Source organism: Pseudomonas helleri (assembly GCF_001043025.1).
Taxonomy (GTDB): Bacteria; Pseudomonadota; Gammaproteobacteria; order Pseudomonadales; family Pseudomonadaceae; genus Aquipseudomonas; species Aquipseudomonas helleri.
In genome coordinates, this window is the sequence record NZ_JYLD01000001.1 from 61,233 (window position 1) to 77,976 (window position 16,744).

The window sequence follows — 16,744 nt, forward strand, 5'->3', positions numbered from 1 at the left end:
CCCTTAGCCCTGCGACAGCAATTGACGAAGGTCCATGACCGCCGCATTCGCCCGCGAGATGTAGTTGGCCATGACCAGCGAGTGGTTAGCCAGAATGCCGAAGCCGCTGCCATTGAGAATCATCGGGCTCCAGACCGGCTCTTGGGCGGCCTCCAGCTCACGAATGATCTGGCGCACGCTGACCGTGGCGTTCTTTTTAGCCAGTACATCAGCAAAATCGACTTCGATCGCGCGCAGCAGGTGGGACAAGGCCCAGGCCTGACCACGGGCTTCGTAGAACACGTTGTCGATTTGCATCCATGGGGTTTCAACGATTTCTTCGTCCACCACAGGCACCTGGCCCGGCAGCAGGCTTTCGGTTTTCAGCGTGGTGTTCAGTTTGACCCGACCAACACTGGCCGACAGGCGCTGCGACAGCGAACCCAGACGCGTCCCCACATCACCCAACCAGTTGTTGAGGTTGTCAGCACGGGCGTAGAACAAGGCGTTTTTCTGATCCGGGTCAGACAAGCGCGCTTGATAACGGCTCAGGGAGTTGATGCCTTCCTGGTACTCCGACTCACTGGACGGCAGCATCCAGCTCTTGTTGTCAAAGTTGAAACGAGGCTCGGCCTTGGCCAGATCCGCGTCTTCGGCCGACTGCGATTGCGAACGGGCGAAGTCTTTACGCAGGGCACGGGTCAGGTCACGCACCTGCACCAGCACGCCGTATTCCCAGCTCGGAATGTTGTCCAGCAAGACACCCGGCGGGAAGCGGTCGTTGGACAAGTAGCCGCCGGGTTTATTGAGCAAGGTCCCGGCTACGGTTTTCAGGGTTTCTACGGTGGTGAAGCCCGGAACCATTTTCTGGCCGCTTTTTTCAGCCGCCAGCTGTGCATTTTGCTGCACCGGGAACAGGTCTGGTTCGCGGCTCCAGTACCAGCCAAGGCCCAGGCACACCACCACATAAATGCCGACCAGCATGGCAATCGAGCGGCTCAGCAGAATGCTTTTGAAATAGCCACGCGGCTTTGCTTGGGTATCCTTGACCGACTCGCGGGCGCTGTCGCCCTCTCGTTTTTTCCAGTCCAGCATGGCTATGTCCTTTCAGATGCTTGATTCAACAGTTCGACCACAACCCTACCTCATCGTGCCTTGTTGCACGATTTTTAATCACGGCTAGGCTAAGTGCCGAAACCGCAAGGCCAGATCGGCCCGGCACTATAAAACATGCGTGCAGCCACGCCTACGCAAGGGCGGCCAATGGCTAATATCGGTGTGGGCGAGTTAATTTCAAGGTAAGACCGGATCAAGCCAACACTAGGTGCTAGCATAGAGCCATCACTCGACCCCAGCATGCCCCTTACCCAGCAGCCAGGATATGACCGAGCACGAAGACCTCAGCCACGAACGCCTGAAGCACCACTTCGCCCAGCGCGTTACGCACCAGGCCCGTCAGATTCTTGAAATTTGGCAGCGCATGCAGACTCAGGAATGGTCACCCGCAGGCCTCGCTGAATTCAGCGAAGCCAATCTGCGCCTGCTACGCTTTGCCGAGCGTTTCGACCAACCCGAGCACAGCGAACTGTCACAGGCCACCGACGCGGTGCTGCAACAGGTGGCCGACAATCGCGGCCGACTGAGCAGCCCGTTGATCACCGAACTCAACCGGCTGATGCAACGCTTGTCACGCACCGGCCTGCGCCACGGCGATCAACTCGGGCACACCGCCCTGCCGCCGCTGCGCAAACCGATCTACATCCTTCTGCAAGACCATGAACGCGCTCAGCGCCTTAGCACGCAACTGGAGTTTTTTGAACTCAGTGCCGTGGCCTTTGACAGCCCTGGCGCCTTTCGTCAGGCCATGATCGAGCGCCACCCGGCGGCCATCGTAATAGAGGTCGATTTCGCTGGCCCCAACCAGGGCCTGGCGTTGGCTGAAGAGGTCCAGGTCGGACTTGAGCAAAAGCTGCCGCTGTTGTTTTTCAGCCAGCATGAAACCGACACCCCTACCCGCCTGGCCGCCGTGCGCGCCGGGGGGCAAGCGTTTTTGACCGGCACCCTCGAAGTCTCCAGCCTGATGGAGAAGATCGAGGTGCTGACCTGCGTGGCGCAGTACGAACCGTATAAAGTGCTGATCATCGACGACTCGCGGGCGCAGGCGTTGCACACCGAACGCCTGCTCAACAGCGCCGGGATCATCACCCGCACGCTGACCGAGCCGATTCAAACCATGGCCGAGCTGGCGGACTTTCAGCCCGACCTGATCATCCTCGACATGTACATGCCGACCTGCACCGGCACCGAGCTGGCCAAAGTCATTCGCCACAATGATCGCTACGTCAGCGTGCCGATCATTTACCTGTCGGCCGAAGACGACATGGACAAACAGCTCGACGCCATGAGCGAGGGCGGTGATGATTTTTTGACCAAGCCCATCCAGCCACGCCACCTCATCACCACCGTGCGCAATCGCGCCGCCCGGGCCCGGCATTTAAAAGCGCGCATGGTCCGCGACAGCCTGACCGGGCTGTTTAACCACACGCACATCCTGCAACTGCTCGAAGACTGCACCTTCCGCGCCCGCCGTGAAAATCGCCCTTTGAGCTTTGCGATGCTCGACCTTGACCACTTCAAACGGGTCAATGACTGCTACGGCCACCCCATGGGCGACCGCGTGATCAAGAGCCTCGCCCTGTACCTCAAGCAGCGCCTGCGCAAGACCGACTTTATTGGCCGCTATGGCGGTGAAGAGTTTGCGATTGTCATGCCCGACACCGATCAAGAGTCGGCCTACAACGTGCTCAACATGATTCGCCAGCGTTTTAGCGAAATCCACTACCCGGCCCAGCCAAACGATCTGTGGTGCTCATTCAGTGCAGGCGTGGTGCAGCTGCACGGCGAGTCCGACAGCCTGAAAATGGCGTCACAGGCCGATGAAGCGCTGTACTTCGCAAAGAACAATGGCCGCAATCAGGTGCAACGCTTCACTCGATAAAGGCTAATCGCCACTATTTATGCCGAGCCAGGCCGGCTCGTCATATCGCTGTAACTTAAATGCAATAACTTCAGCCGCTTCTCACTGCGTAGTAGGCAGAATCTCTTATGCGTCTGAAGCTGCTAACCAACCTCAACACCCTGTTGCTGGTCGCCGTGTGCCTCGCGCTGGGCGCTACTTTATGGTGGTCGCAACAGGCGCTGGAGCGCCCGTACCTGTTGATGGAGCGCTACTTGAGCCTGTCGCAGCACTTTCAAAACCAGGTCGCCCGCAACATTGAAGACTACCTGGCCAGCGGCGATGCGGTGCGCCTGAGCGAAGCCAACAGCGCCCTGGAGACACTCCAAAGCCAGCTTGCCCCGCTGCCACCGGCGCTGGCCGAGACCGTGCGACCCAGCCTTGAGAACCTGAATAGCTTCAGTAATACCGAACTGCTGGCAGCGGGCAAACTGGCCGGCGACCCACAAGCCTTGTTGCTGCAAGCCGAGCGCGAACTGGCCGCCAACCTCGAACAACTCAGCCAATACGCCAGCGAAGCCAACACCCCTGAAGCCCCGCATTATTTAGCGCCGCTGATGACCGCCTCGCTGCACCTGGCCAAGCTGTCATTGAACCGCGACAAACTGGTCAGCAGCGGGCGCAGTGAATTGGCCGGTGACGTAGAGCGCGAACTGGCCAGCATCCAGGCCCAGGCACAGCAAATCGACGCCCTGCCCCTGCTCGGCGTCAGCAGCAAAAGCACTTCGGGCAATGACGACTTCGCCGCAATGATGGGCCTCGAAGCCAATCAGAGCACCCAGACCGAAGATGCCGGGGTCAACCTCAAGCGGGAGCTGAACAACCTGCTGAGCCGCTACCCGGCCGAGCTTAAACGCACCCAGACGCAGATCGAACAACGCACCCAACTGAGTACCACCACGCACCGCAAGCTGGACGCGGTGCAACACGCCATTGCCGAGCTGGAGCCGGTGGTCCGCGCCCAGCACGGGCAGATTCAAGACGAAGTACGGCTCATGCAAGGCCTGATGATTGGCCTGATCCTGCTGATTGCGCTGTTGATCGACACCCTGCAACGCAAGCTGGCGCGGGTGCTGACCTATCTGGCGCCAATGCTCTCGACCTGGGCCGAAGGCGACTTCAGCCGCGACATTCAATTGGGCAAAACCAACCGCGAACTGCATGACATCGAGGCTTCACTGAATCGCCTGCGGGCTTATCTGGTGAACCTGGTGGGCACCATCCGCCTGAACGCCGAGCAAGTCGCGGGCAGCAGCCAGACCCTGGCGCAACTGAGCACCGATTTGCACGGCGGCGCCGAGCGTCAGGCCGGTGACACCGCGCAAATTCGCGACGCCCTGGGTGAACTGGAAGCGACTATTTCCCAAGTAGCCGGCGATGCCAGCCAGGCCGCAAACGCCAGCCGCAGTGCCGGTGCCGCCGTGACGCAAGGGCAATTAGTGATCGGGCAAAGCCTCACCGGCCTTCACGCACTGGTAGGCGAAGTGCAAGGCAACGCGCAGACGGTCGAGCGCCTGGCTGAAGAGTCAGCGACCATTGGCGGCGTCCTCACGGTGATTCGCTCTATCGCTGACCAGACCAACCTGCTGGCACTCAACGCCGCCATTGAAGCCGCCCGTGCGGGCGAAATGGGCCGTGGCTTTGCCGTGGTCGCCGAAGAAGTCCGCTCCCTGGCACAACGCACCGCAGGCGCGACCAACGAAATCCAGAACCTGATTGCCGGGCTGCAACTGGCGGCGCGCCAATCGGTTGAAGGGATGCGCGCGCAGGTGGAGCATGCCAAAGCCACCGCACAACAGGCCCAGGACGCCGATGGCGCACTGGATGAAATTGTCGGCGCCATTACCACCATCTCCGACACGGCGGTGCGTATCGCCGACGTCACTGCGCAACAAAGCGGCGCTGTGAGTGAGATCCGCGATCACAGTGAGCGCATCCATTTATTAGGCGACGACAACTTGCAACGCATCGGTATTGCCCGCAATCAAAGCCAGCAACTGTTGCAACTTGGGAGCGAACTTAATACCGCGGTGCAAGCCTTTCGGGTATGAATCAACCCTGAAGACGGTGTACCTGTTACTTCTGACAGTATCTATTGCTGTCAGGAGTGATATTAAATTGATGTTGTATTAGGCAGCGCTTAAACAGGCTGTTTCCTGTACGACATCAACAGGTGCGCCATGAGACAAACCATTCTTCTAGTGTTTGCTCTGTATTTGCCGCTCAGTGAAAGCGCAACGCTGCACATTGAAAACCAGTCGCGCTATATAGCCGTCATTATTGACTATCCTGCCGGTTACCCCTGCGCGCCTGACCGCCAGAACATGCGGCCGTGCCTGATTCTGCCGCTTGCGGCCACCTCGTATGAACTGCCTGAGGCTGAAGCCTTGAGCGCTGTACTGCGTTTTATTTCACTGCCGGCGACTTCTAACGTGGCGCTCGGTGATTTAAAAAAACATGCCTTTAAAAGTACCGGCGACTTCACCTATCAGCCGTTGGGGGCGTTGAAGTATGAACAAGTGAAATGCGAACTACCCATGGAAGAAGGCATCAGCATTACTATCATTTTGGTTGGCGTCATGGATAAAGCCTGTGAAAAAGGCACCGACCGACGTCTTTCATGGGTCTATAAACGCAATGACGTTGACTTGAAATTCATCATCAAAGACCTCCCGGCCAAACCCCACCCCCGCCCCCTGTAGGAGCGAGCTTGCCTCGCGATCTTTTGATCTTGATGATCAAAAAGCCCCCACCTTCACGATTCGCCAGCTCACTCCGTTATCATGCCCGCACGTTTTATCAGCGAGATTCTTATGCGCCGCCTGCTCTTTGTTCTCTGCCTGCTGTTTACCCTGCCGGTCATGGCCACGGGCCTGCTGGACGCGCGCCCCAGCGCAACCTTGGGGGCGATCAATAACAGTGCCGATTTTTTGCCGGTGCGCGAAGCCTTCAAGCTGAACCTGATCGACAGCAGCCCCGATACGATCAAACTGCGCTTTGTGCCGACCGAAGGGTATTACCTCTACCGCCATCGCTTTGCCTTCAAAACCGAGCCGGCTGACATCGCGCTGGGCACACCGCAATTGCCCGCAGGCGAGCAAAAACACGATGAGTACTTTGGCGACGTGGAGGTCTATCACGGCATTCTCGATGTCGACATCCCGCGCCCGGCCAACGATCAACGCCCGTTTACCCTGGTGGTCAGCTACCAGGGCTGCGCCGACAAGGGGTTGTGCTACCCGCCTGAAACCGAACGCCTGAGCATTGAGGGCACACCGGGGCCAACGGCCACTGAAAGCACGAATGCGCCCGCAACGTCGTGGAACTGGCGCGATCTGGCGCTGTTTTTCCTCGCCGGGCTGGGCCTGACCTTCACCCCTTGCGTGCTGCCCATGCTGCCGATTTTGTCGGGCGTGGTGTTGCGCGGCCAGGTTGGCGGGCTGCGTGGCTTTAGTCTGTCGCTGGCTTATGTGCTGCCGATGGCGGCCTGTTTTGCGCTGTTGGGCGCTTTGATGGGGATGTTCGGCGCACAGTTGAATTTGCAGGCGCGCTTGCAATCGGTGTGGGTGCTGGTGCCCTTTGCGCTGTTCTTCGGGGTTTTTGCCCTGGCGATGTTTGGGGTGTTCGAACTCAAGTTGCCGCAGGCCATCAGCAACCGTCTGGACCGCGTCGCCAATCGCACCCAGGGCGGTTCGCTGTGGGGCGCTGCGGTGCTGGGCGTGGTCTCTAGCCTGCTGGTGTCGCCGTGCGTTTCGGCCCCGCTGGCCGGGGCCTTGCTGTATATCAGCGCCAGCGGCGATGCGCTGGGCGGCGGCTTGAAGCTGTTCGCCCTCGGCCTGGGCATGGGCGCCCCCCTGTTGTTGGTGGCCACTGGCGGCGCGGCCTGGCTGCCGAAAAGCGGGCCATGGCTGGTCACAGTGAAAAACGCCATCGGCGTGCTGCTGCTGGGTCTGGCGATCGGCTTGCTTAGCCGGGTACTGCCCGGCCCGCTGACGTTACTGTTGATCGGTGTACTGGCGGCCGGTGTGAGTCTGTTTCTCGGCACCCTCGAGTTCATCTACAAAGCCCCGCGCCAACGTTTGGCGCAACTGCTCGGGCTGTTTCTGCTGGTGTATGCGCTGGCCTGCTGGTTCGGCGCATTAAGCGGTCACAGTGATCCGTTCAACCCTCTGGGCCCTGCAACCACGAGCAACGCCAGCATCACCGGCGCACCGCAAGCCGCGGGAGACTGGCAAACCATCAGCACCAAAGCCCAGCTCGACAGCGTACTGGTCGAGGCCAAGGCGGCTGGCCAGCCGCTGTTGCTGGACTGGTATGCCGACTGGTGCATCAGTTGCAAAGTGCTTGAGCATGAAGTGCTGAACAACCCGCGTGTGCTGGACCTGCTCAAGGGTTATCGGCTGGTGCGCTTCGACATGACCGCCAGCAATGCCGAGCAGCGTGCCCTGCTCGATCACTACCAATTGTTCGGCCCACCGGCGCTGATGTTCTTCGGCAAAAATGGCCAGGAAAAAAGTGACCAACGGGTCATTGGCGAGATCAATGCAGCGGACTTCGCCGAACGTGTCGCGAACGCGAATGACCAGATCTAGAGCCTTGGTCACAAACTTTTCGCGAACATCGGTCATCGTGCTGGCTTTTGTACACAACTGGACACTGATTCAGCTTTTCGGCATAGTCGCCCGGCACTGATCACTGCGCACACATTACAAGGAACAGCAGATGGCGACTTTTCTGGTTCTGCACGGCCCCAACCTGAACCTGCTAGGCACCCGCGAACCGGGCGTTTACGGCGCGACTACCCTGGCGCAAATCAATCAGGATCTGGAGCAGCGGGCACGCGACGCCGGTCACCATTTGCTCTACCTGCAAAGTAATGCCGAGTATGAATTGATCGACCGGATTCATGCGGCCCGCGATGAAGGGGTGGATTTCATCTTGATCAATCCGGCTGCTTTTACCCACACCAGCGTGGCATTACGTGACGCGCTGCTGGCGGTGAGCATCCCATTCATCGAAGTGCATTTGTCTAACGTGCACAAACGCGAACCTTTCCGCCATCACTCCTACTTCTCCGACGTTGCGGTAGGTGTGATCTGCGGCCTTGGCGCCAGCGGTTATCGACTGGCCTTGGAGGCCGCCCTGGAACAGCTTGAACTACAAGCTAAACGCCCCTGACCCACCCATTGGGAGTTGACGATTCATGGATATCCGTAAAGTCAAGAAACTGATCGAACTGCTGGAAGAGTCCGGCATCGACGAGCTGGAAATTAAAGAAGGCGAAGAGTCCGTACGCATCAGCCGCCACAGCAAAACCCCAGCTCAACAGTTCTACGCACCAGCACCAATGCAACAAGCTCCGGCTGCTGCGCCAGTGGCTGTTGCGCCGGTTGCCACCGTGACTGAAGCACCTGCTGCTCCAAAACTGAACGGTTTTGTGGTCAAGTCGCCAATGGTCGGCACTTTCTACCGCACACCAGCGCCAACTTCGCCAGCCTTCGTAGAAGTGGGCCAGAGCGTTAAAGTCGGCGACACCATTTGCATCGTTGAAGCGATGAAAATGATGAACCACATCACCGCTGAAAAAGCCGGTGTCATTGAATCCATCCTGGTAGAAAACGGTCAGCCGGTTGAGTTCGACCAACCGCTGTTCACCATCGTTTGAACCACGGGGAGCCAACGATGTTGAAGCCTCAGAAGCTGGAAAAAGTCCTGATCGCCAACCGCGGCGAGATCGCCTTGCGCATCCTGCGGGCGTGCAAGGAACTGGGCATCAAGACCGTCGCGGTGTACTCCACTGCCGACAAGGAACTGATGCACCTGGGTCTGGCAGACGAAACCGTCTGCATTGGTCCGGCACCAGCCAACCTGTCTTATCTGCACATCCCGGCGATCATCGCGGCAGCCGAAGTGACGGGAGCCACGGCGATTCACCCGGGCTACGGCTTCTTGGCTGAAAACGCCGATTTCGCCGAACAAGTCGAGAAATCCGGCTTTGCCTTCATCGGCCCGAAAGCAGACACCATTCGCCTGATGGGCGACAAGGTATCGGCCAAGCACGCCATGATCGCGGCGGGCGTACCGACTGTTCCAGGCTCTGACGGCCCGCTGCCGGAAGACCCTGAAACCGCACTGCGCATTGGCCATGAAGTCGGCTACCCGGTGATCATCAAAGCCGCTGGCGGCGGTGGTGGTCGTGGCATGCGCGTTGTGCACCGTGAAGAAGACCTGATCGAAGCCGCCAAGCAGACCCGCGAAGAAGCCGGCGCCTGGTTCAGCAACCCGATGGTCTACCTGGAAAAATACCTGACCAACCCACGTCACGTGGAAGTCCAGGTTATTTCCGACGGCCAGGGTAACGCGATCCACCTGGGCGACCGCGATTGCTCGCTGCAACGTCGTCACCAAAAGGTTCTGGAAGAAGCGCCAGCACCGGGCATCGACGAGAAGGCTCGCCAGGAAGTTCTGGCACGCTGCGTTCAGGCATGCGTTGACATCAACTACCGTGGTGCGGGTACTTTCGAGTTCCTGTACGAAAATGGTCGCTTCTACTTCATCGAGATGAACACTCGTGTGCAAGTAGAGCACCCGGTGTCCGAAATGGTCACCGGCATCGACATCGTTAAAGAGATGTTGAGCATTGCGGCAGGCAACAAGCTGTCCTTCACCCAGGCTGACGTGAACATTCACGGTCACTCGCTGGAATGCCGGATCAACGCTGAAGACCCGGCAACGTTCATGCCGAGCCCAGGCATGGTCAAGCACTTCCACGCACCGGGCGGCAACGGCGTTCGCGTCGATTCGCACCTGTACAGCGGCTACAAGGTTCCGGCCAACTACGACTCCCTGATCGGCAAGCTGATCACTTGGGGGGCGACGCGTGACGAAGCCATGGCTCGCATGCGTAACGCGCTGGACGAAATCGTGGTCGACGGGATCAAAACCAACATCCCGCTGCACCGCGACCTGGTGAATGACGAAGGCTTCTGCGAAGGCGGCGTCAACATTCACTACCTGGAACACAAACTGGCTAACAAGTAAGTTTGTATCCTGCTCAACAAAGCCGCTTTCGAGCGGCTTTGTTGTGTCCGGGGTGCCAGTTTTTTGGGTGCCTACTAAATTGATTCAGGCCGGGTAGAAACGATGGGGGCGTCATGGCTGTCATGGCTTGCCCCTGGTTTTGCCGGGGTTATCGCCTGTGCAATCCGGGAGGTTGGAGGCGATGATGATCATACCGGCCATCACGTAGCCAGAACCCTCACCCCAACTAAGCCCGCCTCCCGCTGACTCCAGATCATAGACGTTGGTTTCTGAAATCAACTCGCCACTGCGATTATCGAAAAGACGATAAAAACCTGGATAACCCCACCAGGGAAACCACGCAGGGGAATTAACGCCATTAACATCAGGCTCACGATGAAAGATATTCGGAAGAACCCAATAGGGCTTGAAACTCTGGACTCGATAACAGCCATCGGGGCTGACGCTATCGGTAGCCAGTCGAGTAGCCCATCCTCTTTCCCACCAGCTCGAAGCGGTCCATAACCCGCCCGCAATGGTGATATAGGCTACGAAAAAGGCGATGCGTCGCGAATTGGGCTTCATTGTTCGCGCCTCATTTTTCCGGGGATATCGCCTATGCAGTCGGGAAGGTTGGGCCCGATACGAATCATGCCGGACCTCACCTGACCTGAACCACCTCCCCAACTCACCTTCTCAACGATCGAATCCCAGTCATGAACCTTGGTTTCTGAGATCAATTCTTCAGTGCGATGATCGTACAGGCGAAAAAAACCTGGATATCCCCACCACGGAAACCACTCTGGTGAGTGGACTTCATTAGGATCCGGTCGCCTATGAAAAATATTGGGCAGCACCCAAAAAGGTTTGAAACTCTCAACCCGATAACAACCGCCGGGGCTTATTTCAGGATCACCCAAACGCTCCGCCAAGCCTTTCTCCCACCATTGCGAAGCCTCCCATATCACTCCGGCAATACAGATAAAAACCATGAAAAAGGCTATCCGTCGTGAGGCTGGTTTCACACCCATTCCCCAAGATCAATGATTTGCCCGGAGTTTCTCCACAGCACATCTGAATAGATAACGAAGTCGCCGCCTTTGCCTGTTTTGTCACGATAGTCGCGAAAATCACCATTGGTGACTGCAGCAAAAGGACCTTCCTTTAGACGTAATACAGCTTGACCATGAAGGCTCAAGGTAAAAGCGGTCTCTGCCTTGGTCAGCACACGATCTTCGGTCCAAGTGCCCAGATATTGCAGACCATTAAAGTCGTAATGGTCACGAATAAAGAAACCTACCTGCTCTATATGAAAAAGATAACGGACTTGTTTGGTAACTGGATTTACCTCAGTAAATGCCTCTCCTACTACTCCGACTTTCAAAACGGCAATACCTAAGGCTCCGTACATGTCATCGAGCGTGGCCCAAGTGGACCCGAACCTAGTGAAATTTACTTGCGATACAACATCCATTTGCAAGGAGGACATTAAGTTTGAACCCAGCTTTCGCACTCCATACCCCATCCATCCGGACCTCTTTAACAGGTCTTTCAAGCGCTCAATCCCATTAGGGGTCGTTAGCAAAGACTCTGCGTGGTCAACAGCCTCGCGACAGCGCTCATACCCCATGGCCCACTCCATTTTTACAATGCTCTCATCGCACTGCGCCGGTTTCAGAGTGAGAGGGTCAGGCTGGGTTTTACGCTCTTTCCACGCCTCCGGCATCGCCCACGCAGGGCTGTCAAACCAGCGCTGCATCAAGGCCGCTGCCGTATGCCAGCCCATCGAGCGCATGGCGCCCGGCAAGCGGCTCAGGGCAAGGCTCTGCACGACCACTTTTTTGGCCGGTGTATCGGTGGGGCTGTAGGTGTGCGAGTTGGCCTGCGGCAGTTGATACAAGGCGTCCGGCCCTGCAGCGTTGGTGCGCTGAAAATCATTCAAGGACATGCTGCTTACTCCATAACCGGTGACGGGGCGTTGATGGCGATACCCAATTGTTCAGGACCATCGCTGGAGCACGAGCAGGTATGGCCTTGCGCATCGAGTGTGCCGTAACCCATACAGTGGTCGTTTTGCAGCACGGCATACCCCAGTTGCCCCAAGGGCAAGCCACGTTGATTGAGCAACTGAAAACGCTCGTCGCACGTTGTGCTGAGGGTGGCGGGCATGGGCTGCGACGCGGCGAACAAGCCGCCCTTAAATGCCGGGGCTGAGTCGCTGACATAAGAATGCACGGTCACAGAGGCAATCAGTTCGGCCTGACAGGGGCAACCGCTGCGGCTGTCCAGCGTGCCAGCCACCCGCCGGCCATTGCTGATAAAACCATCCACACCGCCACAGATCGGGTAGGCCTTACCGTCCTGCCCGCAGCTGACCAAGTGGCCTTCAAGGGCATGCTGAATGCCATTCCACGTAATGCCAGGGTCTGACTCCAGCACCTTGCCACCGCAGGTCGTTTTGTCGTCCAGACCAATAAAATAGCCCCGGGCCATAAGCCTCTCCTTTTGCATAGCCCCTAAAGGGAGCACGGCTGAGAACCATGAAGCCCAGTCATAGAATGAATGAACCTCACACACAGTAATCAGGAAGAGAGTGCCCAGATTGGTGCTCACGGTATGTAGGACGCTTCCATAAACGCCATCATCCCAATATCAAATACCTGCGCGAATACGCCTAGGACGCCCTTGCACCGCAGAAATCTTGTAGTTGCTGCCGAAGGATGAGGCTGCGATGGATTGCCAAGTGGCCCGCTTCGCAGCCTCGTGCCTCGTCAGCGACTACAAGCTGCGCCTTATCAGGGTTTATGTTGAAACAAGCCCGCCCCTACAGATGGCCTGCCATAGCAGGGAGGCCTGCGCTCGCGTAAACTGGCGCGTTTCTCGCAGCCCCTCCGGCTGCACATTCCTATTTTTCAAAGGTGCCCGCCATGCCTTGGCTGCAAGTACGCCTCGCCATCAGCCCAGAACAAGCCGAAACCTACGAAGACGCGTTCCTCGAAGTCGGTGCCGTTTCGGTAACGTTTATGGATGCCGAAGATCAGCCGATCTTTGAACCTGAACTCAACACCACGCCGCTGTGGTCGCACACCCATTTGCTGGCCCTGTTCGAAGGCGGTACCGAAGCCGAGCTGGTGCTGCGCCATCTGGAGCTGCTGACCGGCTCGCCATTGCCAGAACACCACGCCGAAGTCATCGAAGACCAGGACTGGGAACGCAGCTGGATGGACAATTTCGAACCCATGCGTTTTGGTCAGCGCCTGTGGATCGTCCCAAGCTGGCACGCTGCTCCCGAGCCTGATGCCGTGAACTTGCTGCTGGATCCGGGCCTGGCGTTTGGCACCGGCACTCACCCGACCACCGCGCTGTGCCTGGAATGGCTCGACGGCCAGGACCTCAAAGACTGCGACGTGCTGGACTTCGGCTGCGGCTCGGGCATTTTGGCCATCGCTGCGCTGTTGCTGGGCGCCAAGCAAGCCGTCGGCACCGACATCGACGTGCAGGCACTGGAAGCTTCGCGCGACAACGCCGGGCGCAACAACGTAGCGCCAGAGCTGTTCCCGCTGTACCTGCCTGAAGACCTGCCGCAGGTGCAGGCCGATGTGCTGGTCGCCAACATTCTGGCCGGCCCGCTGGTTGCCCTGGCCCCACAACTGTCCAGCCTGGTCAAGCCCGGCGGCCGTCTGGCACTGTCCGGCATCCTCGCCGAGCAAGGTGAAGACGTCGCCGCTGCCTACGCTCAAGACTTTGATCTGGACCCTATCGCCAACCGCGATGGCTGGGTGCGCATCAGCGGTCGTCGACGCTAGAATACAAGCCTGCTTAACCCGGATGGCCGCATGAGCGATAGCTTCGTTACACAGTGCCCACATTGCCAAACCAGCTTCCGTGTCAGCCATGCTCAATTGAGCATGGCCCGCGGCGTGGTGCGCTGTGGTTCCTGCCTGCAAGTGTTCAATGCCGCACAGCAACTGCTGAATAAAGGCACCGAAACAGAGCAGTTGCCTACAACTGTGGCGCCACTTGTTGCAGAACCTGTGGCCGCTGAGCCGCCTGCTGCGCCCAAGGCCATCAGCCCGGCGCATTGGGAAGTGGCCGAGCTGGACCTTGAGCACCTGGACCTGGACGAAGAGCTGGCCAAGCTTGAAGAACGGGAGATTCAGCCCAGCAAAAGTTTCGGTCAGTCGCAAAAAGCCAAAACCAGTGCGCTAAGCGCTCGCCGCGACACCAGCGACGCCGACGAAAGCCAATGGTCAGGCAGCTTGTTCAGTGAATCCGCAGCAGAACGTGCCGAAACCTCAGCACTCGCGGTCAAGGCCGTCGAAGACGACATCGAACCGGCTGAAACCGGGCGCACCGAGCCATCGCTGTCGCTGGACATCGACGAGCCCGACGACACGCCGCCGCTCAGGCTCAGCAAAGATGACGACGATGAACCCGAGCTGCGCGGCGAGCATTTGTCTGCGGTGGATGACGACGAGGACGATGAGCCTCTGGCCACTGCCTCGGCGACCAAAGACAAACGCACACGCAGCGAACCGGGTGTGCGCGACGACGTCCTGCTGGACCTGGTAGACGACCCGTTGCACCTGGACTGGCAAAAACGCCGCTCGCCGTGGGGCAAGCGCCTGCTCTGGACGCTCTTGGTGTTGCTGGCCGCCGTTGCACTGGCCGGGCAATACATCGCGTATCACTTCGATGAACTGGCTCGCCAGGACCAATACCGGCCGCTCTTCCAGCAACTGTGCCCGCAAATCGGCTGCAGCGTGCCTTCCAAGGTCGATATAGACCGCATTAAAAGCAGCAATCTGGTGGTGCGCAGCCACCCGGAATTCGCCGGTGCGCTGGTGGTGGACGCCATCCTCTACAACCGCGCGCCGTTTTCCCAGCCCTACCCGCTGCTGGAGCTGCGTTTTGCCGACCTGAACGGCAAAATGATCGCCAGCCGCCGTTTCAAACCCGGCGAATACCTGAGCGGCGACCTGACTGGCAAGGCCGAAATGCCGCCGCAAACGCCTATCCACATTGCCCTCGACATCTTGGATCCGGGCCCGAAAGCGGTGAATTACAGCCTGAGTTTTCATTCCCCGGAATGAGCGCGCTGCGCTTTTAGTGGCAAGCTTCAAGCCGCAAGCTTGAACCTAAAAGCAGATTTGCCTCTTCTTGCAGCTTGTAGCTCGAAGCTTATGGCCGGTTGAAAGCTGGCTTTCAGCCTCTATTGTTCAAAAATCATCCAATTTCGTCTTTATCCAGTCATCGAGAGCGGGTATCATGCCAACCCTTTTTCGAACTCCCCAGATCCGGCCCCACAACAGGGAAGTCCTATGTCGGCGGTACGCATCGGCCCATACACATTGCAAAACGGTTTGATTCTCGCCCCTATGGCGGGTGTCACCGACCAACCCTTTCGTCAGCTTTGCCGACGAATGGGCGCGGGCCTGGTTGTGTCGGAAATGGTGACCAGTGACATGAGTCTCTGGAACAGTCGTAAATCGCGCCTGCGCATGATTCACGACGGTGATCCCGAGCCCCGCTCGGTGCAGATCGCCGGCGGTGATGCGCAAATGCTGGCAGACGCCGCCAGGGCCAATGTGGAACTGGGCGCACAGATTATTGATATCAACATGGGTTGCCCGGCCAAAAAGGTCTGCAACAAGGCCGCCGGGTCCGCGTTACTGAAAGACGAAGCATTGGTGAACGAGATCCTGCAGGCCGTTGTGGCCGCAGTTGATGTGCCGGTAACCCTGAAAATCCGTACCGGCTGGGACCGCGACAACAAGAACGGCCTCACGGTGGCAAAAATCGCCGAACAGGCCGGTATTCAAGCGCTGGCCGTGCACGGCAGAACCCGTGCAGACCTGTACACCGGCGAGGCCGAGTACGACACCATTGCCGCGATCAAGCAGGCCGTGTCGATACCGGTGTTTGCCAATGGCGACATCGATTCACCCCATAAAGCCCGGCACGTGCTGCACGCCACCGGTGCTGATGGACTGTTAATAGGCAGGGCGGCTCAAGGGCGGCCCTGGATTTTCCGCGAAGTGGACCACTTTCTGCGTACCGGCCAGCTGTTGCCGGCACCGGAAATGGCCGAAGTGGAACGTATTCTGCTAGAGCATCTGGCCGCACTGCACACCTTCTATGGGGAGGTATTGGGGGTACGTATTGCCCGCAAGCATGTCGGTTGGTATCTCGCAACCTTGCCGGGCGCCAAGGAGTTTCGCGCCCACTTCAATCGTTTGGAAGATACGGAAGCACAATGCGCCAACGTTCAGGCGTTTTTCGCCGAACGACATAAGAGCCTGGGGACAGGGGACGAAGGATGGGTGGCCGCATGACGATGATGACCGAGACATTAGTGAGTGGAACAACGCCCGTGAGCGACAACGTCAATTTGAAACAGCACCTCAATACGCCGAGCGAAGAAGGTCAGACCCTTCGCGGGAGTGTCGAAAAGGCGCTGCACAATTATTTCGCCCACCTGGAGGGCGCTGAAGTCACGGACGTGTACAACCTGGTGCTTTCCGAAGTCGAAGCCCCTTTGCTCGAGTGCGTCATGAACTACGTCAAGGGCAACCAGACCAAGGCCTCCGAGATGCTGGGACTCAATCGCGGCACCCTGCGCAAAAAGCTCAAACAGTACGATCTGCTGTAAGCATTCAATCAAACCTGAAAGGCGTCCTGATAAAACAGGCCGCCTTTTTTGCTGACTCCTTTGCTTTTGATGGAAAT

The 16,744-nt window shown here is 58.2% G+C and carries 16 protein-coding genes; 11 read left to right on the forward strand and 5 right to left on the reverse strand.

The window, feature by feature from the left end; genetic code table 11:
- Positions 1–3: 3 nt before the first annotated feature.
- Positions 4–963, reverse strand: a complete 960-nt coding sequence (locus TU84_RS00270) for a DUF2333 family protein (protein ID WP_371929025.1) — start codon at positions 961–963, stop codon at positions 4–6.
- 397 nt (positions 964–1,360) lie between these two features.
- Here TU84_RS00270 and TU84_RS00275 point away from each other — a divergent pair, with 397 nt between their 5' ends.
- From TU84_RS00275 to accC, 7 genes are all read left to right on the forward strand, one after another.
- Positions 1,361–2,977, forward strand: a complete 1,617-nt coding sequence (locus TU84_RS00275; protein WP_048366502.1) for a diguanylate cyclase — start codon at positions 1,361–1,363, stop codon at positions 2,975–2,977.
- A gap of 1,109 nt (positions 2,978–4,086) precedes the next feature.
- A complete protein-coding gene (locus tag TU84_RS26690) occupies positions 4,087–5,046 on the forward strand; it encodes a methyl-accepting chemotaxis protein (RefSeq protein WP_372240950.1) in 960 nt (319 codons plus the stop codon).
- A gap of 129 nt (positions 5,047–5,175) precedes the next feature.
- On the forward strand, positions 5,176–5,697 hold the full coding sequence (locus tag TU84_RS00285) for a hypothetical protein (protein ID WP_153391755.1): 522 nt from the start codon (positions 5,176–5,178) through the stop codon (positions 5,695–5,697).
- A gap of 111 nt (positions 5,698–5,808) precedes the next feature.
- The gene (locus TU84_RS00290; RefSeq protein ID WP_048366505.1) at positions 5,809–7,587 is read left to right on the forward strand and encodes a protein-disulfide reductase DsbD; all 1,779 of its coding nucleotides are present in this window, start codon (positions 5,809–5,811) and stop codon (positions 7,585–7,587) included.
- A 130-nt stretch (positions 7,588–7,717) separates the two neighbouring features.
- The gene (aroQ, locus tag TU84_RS00295) at positions 7,718–8,173 is read left to right on the forward strand and encodes a type II 3-dehydroquinate dehydratase (protein ID WP_003439222.1); all 456 of its coding nucleotides are present in this window, start codon (positions 7,718–7,720) and stop codon (positions 8,171–8,173) included.
- Between the two features lie 25 nt (positions 8,174–8,198).
- Entirely contained in the window at positions 8,199–8,660 is a 462-nt protein-coding gene (accB, locus tag TU84_RS00300) for an acetyl-CoA carboxylase biotin carboxyl carrier protein (RefSeq protein ID WP_048366506.1), read from the forward strand.
- 17 nt (positions 8,661–8,677) lie between these two features.
- On the forward strand, positions 8,678–10,036 hold the full coding sequence (gene accC, locus TU84_RS00305) for an acetyl-CoA carboxylase biotin carboxylase subunit (protein WP_048366507.1): 1,359 nt from the start codon (positions 8,678–8,680) through the stop codon (positions 10,034–10,036).
- 120 nt (positions 10,037–10,156) lie between these two features.
- Here accC and TU84_RS00310 read toward each other — a convergent pair whose 3' ends face one another.
- The 4 genes from TU84_RS00310 to TU84_RS25340 are packed head-to-tail and all read right to left on the reverse strand — an operon-like array spanning position 10,157 to position 12,508.
- A complete protein-coding gene (locus tag TU84_RS00310; protein ID WP_048366508.1) occupies positions 10,157–10,600 on the reverse strand; it encodes a hypothetical protein in 444 nt (147 codons plus the stop codon).
- Positions 10,597–11,040 (reverse strand): hypothetical protein, encoded by a 444-nt coding sequence (locus TU84_RS00315; RefSeq protein ID WP_048366950.1) that lies wholly within the window; start codon positions 11,038–11,040, stop codon positions 10,597–10,599. The genes TU84_RS00310 and TU84_RS00315 overlap by 4 nt, the downstream gene beginning before the upstream one ends.
- Entirely contained in the window at positions 11,037–11,963 is a 927-nt protein-coding gene (locus tag TU84_RS00320; protein WP_048366509.1) for a DUF6402 family protein, read from the reverse strand. The genes TU84_RS00315 and TU84_RS00320 overlap by 4 nt, the downstream gene beginning before the upstream one ends.
- 5 nt (positions 11,964–11,968) lie before the next feature.
- Positions 11,969–12,508 carry a PAAR domain-containing protein gene (locus TU84_RS25340; protein ID WP_082148596.1) on the reverse strand — a complete coding sequence of 180 codons (540 nt, stop codon included), beginning with the start codon at positions 12,506–12,508 and terminating at the stop codon, positions 11,969–11,971.
- Positions 12,509–12,942: 434 nt separating this feature from the next.
- On the opposite strand from TU84_RS25340, the gene prmA reads away from it, so the two are divergent.
- From prmA to fis, 4 genes are all read left to right on the forward strand, one after another.
- Positions 12,943–13,821: a 50S ribosomal protein L11 methyltransferase gene (prmA, locus tag TU84_RS00330; protein ID WP_048366510.1), complete on the forward strand. Its 879-nt coding sequence runs from the start codon at positions 12,943–12,945 to the stop codon at positions 13,819–13,821.
- Between the two features lie 30 nt (positions 13,822–13,851).
- Positions 13,852–15,108 carry a DUF3426 domain-containing protein gene (locus tag TU84_RS00335; RefSeq protein ID WP_048366511.1) on the forward strand — a complete coding sequence of 419 codons (1,257 nt, stop codon included), beginning with the start codon at positions 13,852–13,854 and terminating at the stop codon, positions 15,106–15,108.
- Positions 15,109–15,336: 228 nt separating this feature from the next.
- Complete coding sequence (gene dusB, locus TU84_RS00340; RefSeq protein ID WP_048366512.1) at positions 15,337–16,350, forward strand: tRNA dihydrouridine synthase DusB; 1,014 nt, start codon at positions 15,337–15,339, stop codon at positions 16,348–16,350.
- On the forward strand, positions 16,347–16,667 hold the full coding sequence (gene fis, locus TU84_RS00345) for a DNA-binding transcriptional regulator Fis (protein ID WP_019408796.1): 321 nt from the start codon (positions 16,347–16,349) through the stop codon (positions 16,665–16,667). The genes dusB and fis overlap by 4 nt, the downstream gene beginning before the upstream one ends.
- Positions 16,668–16,744: the final 77 nt, after the last annotated feature.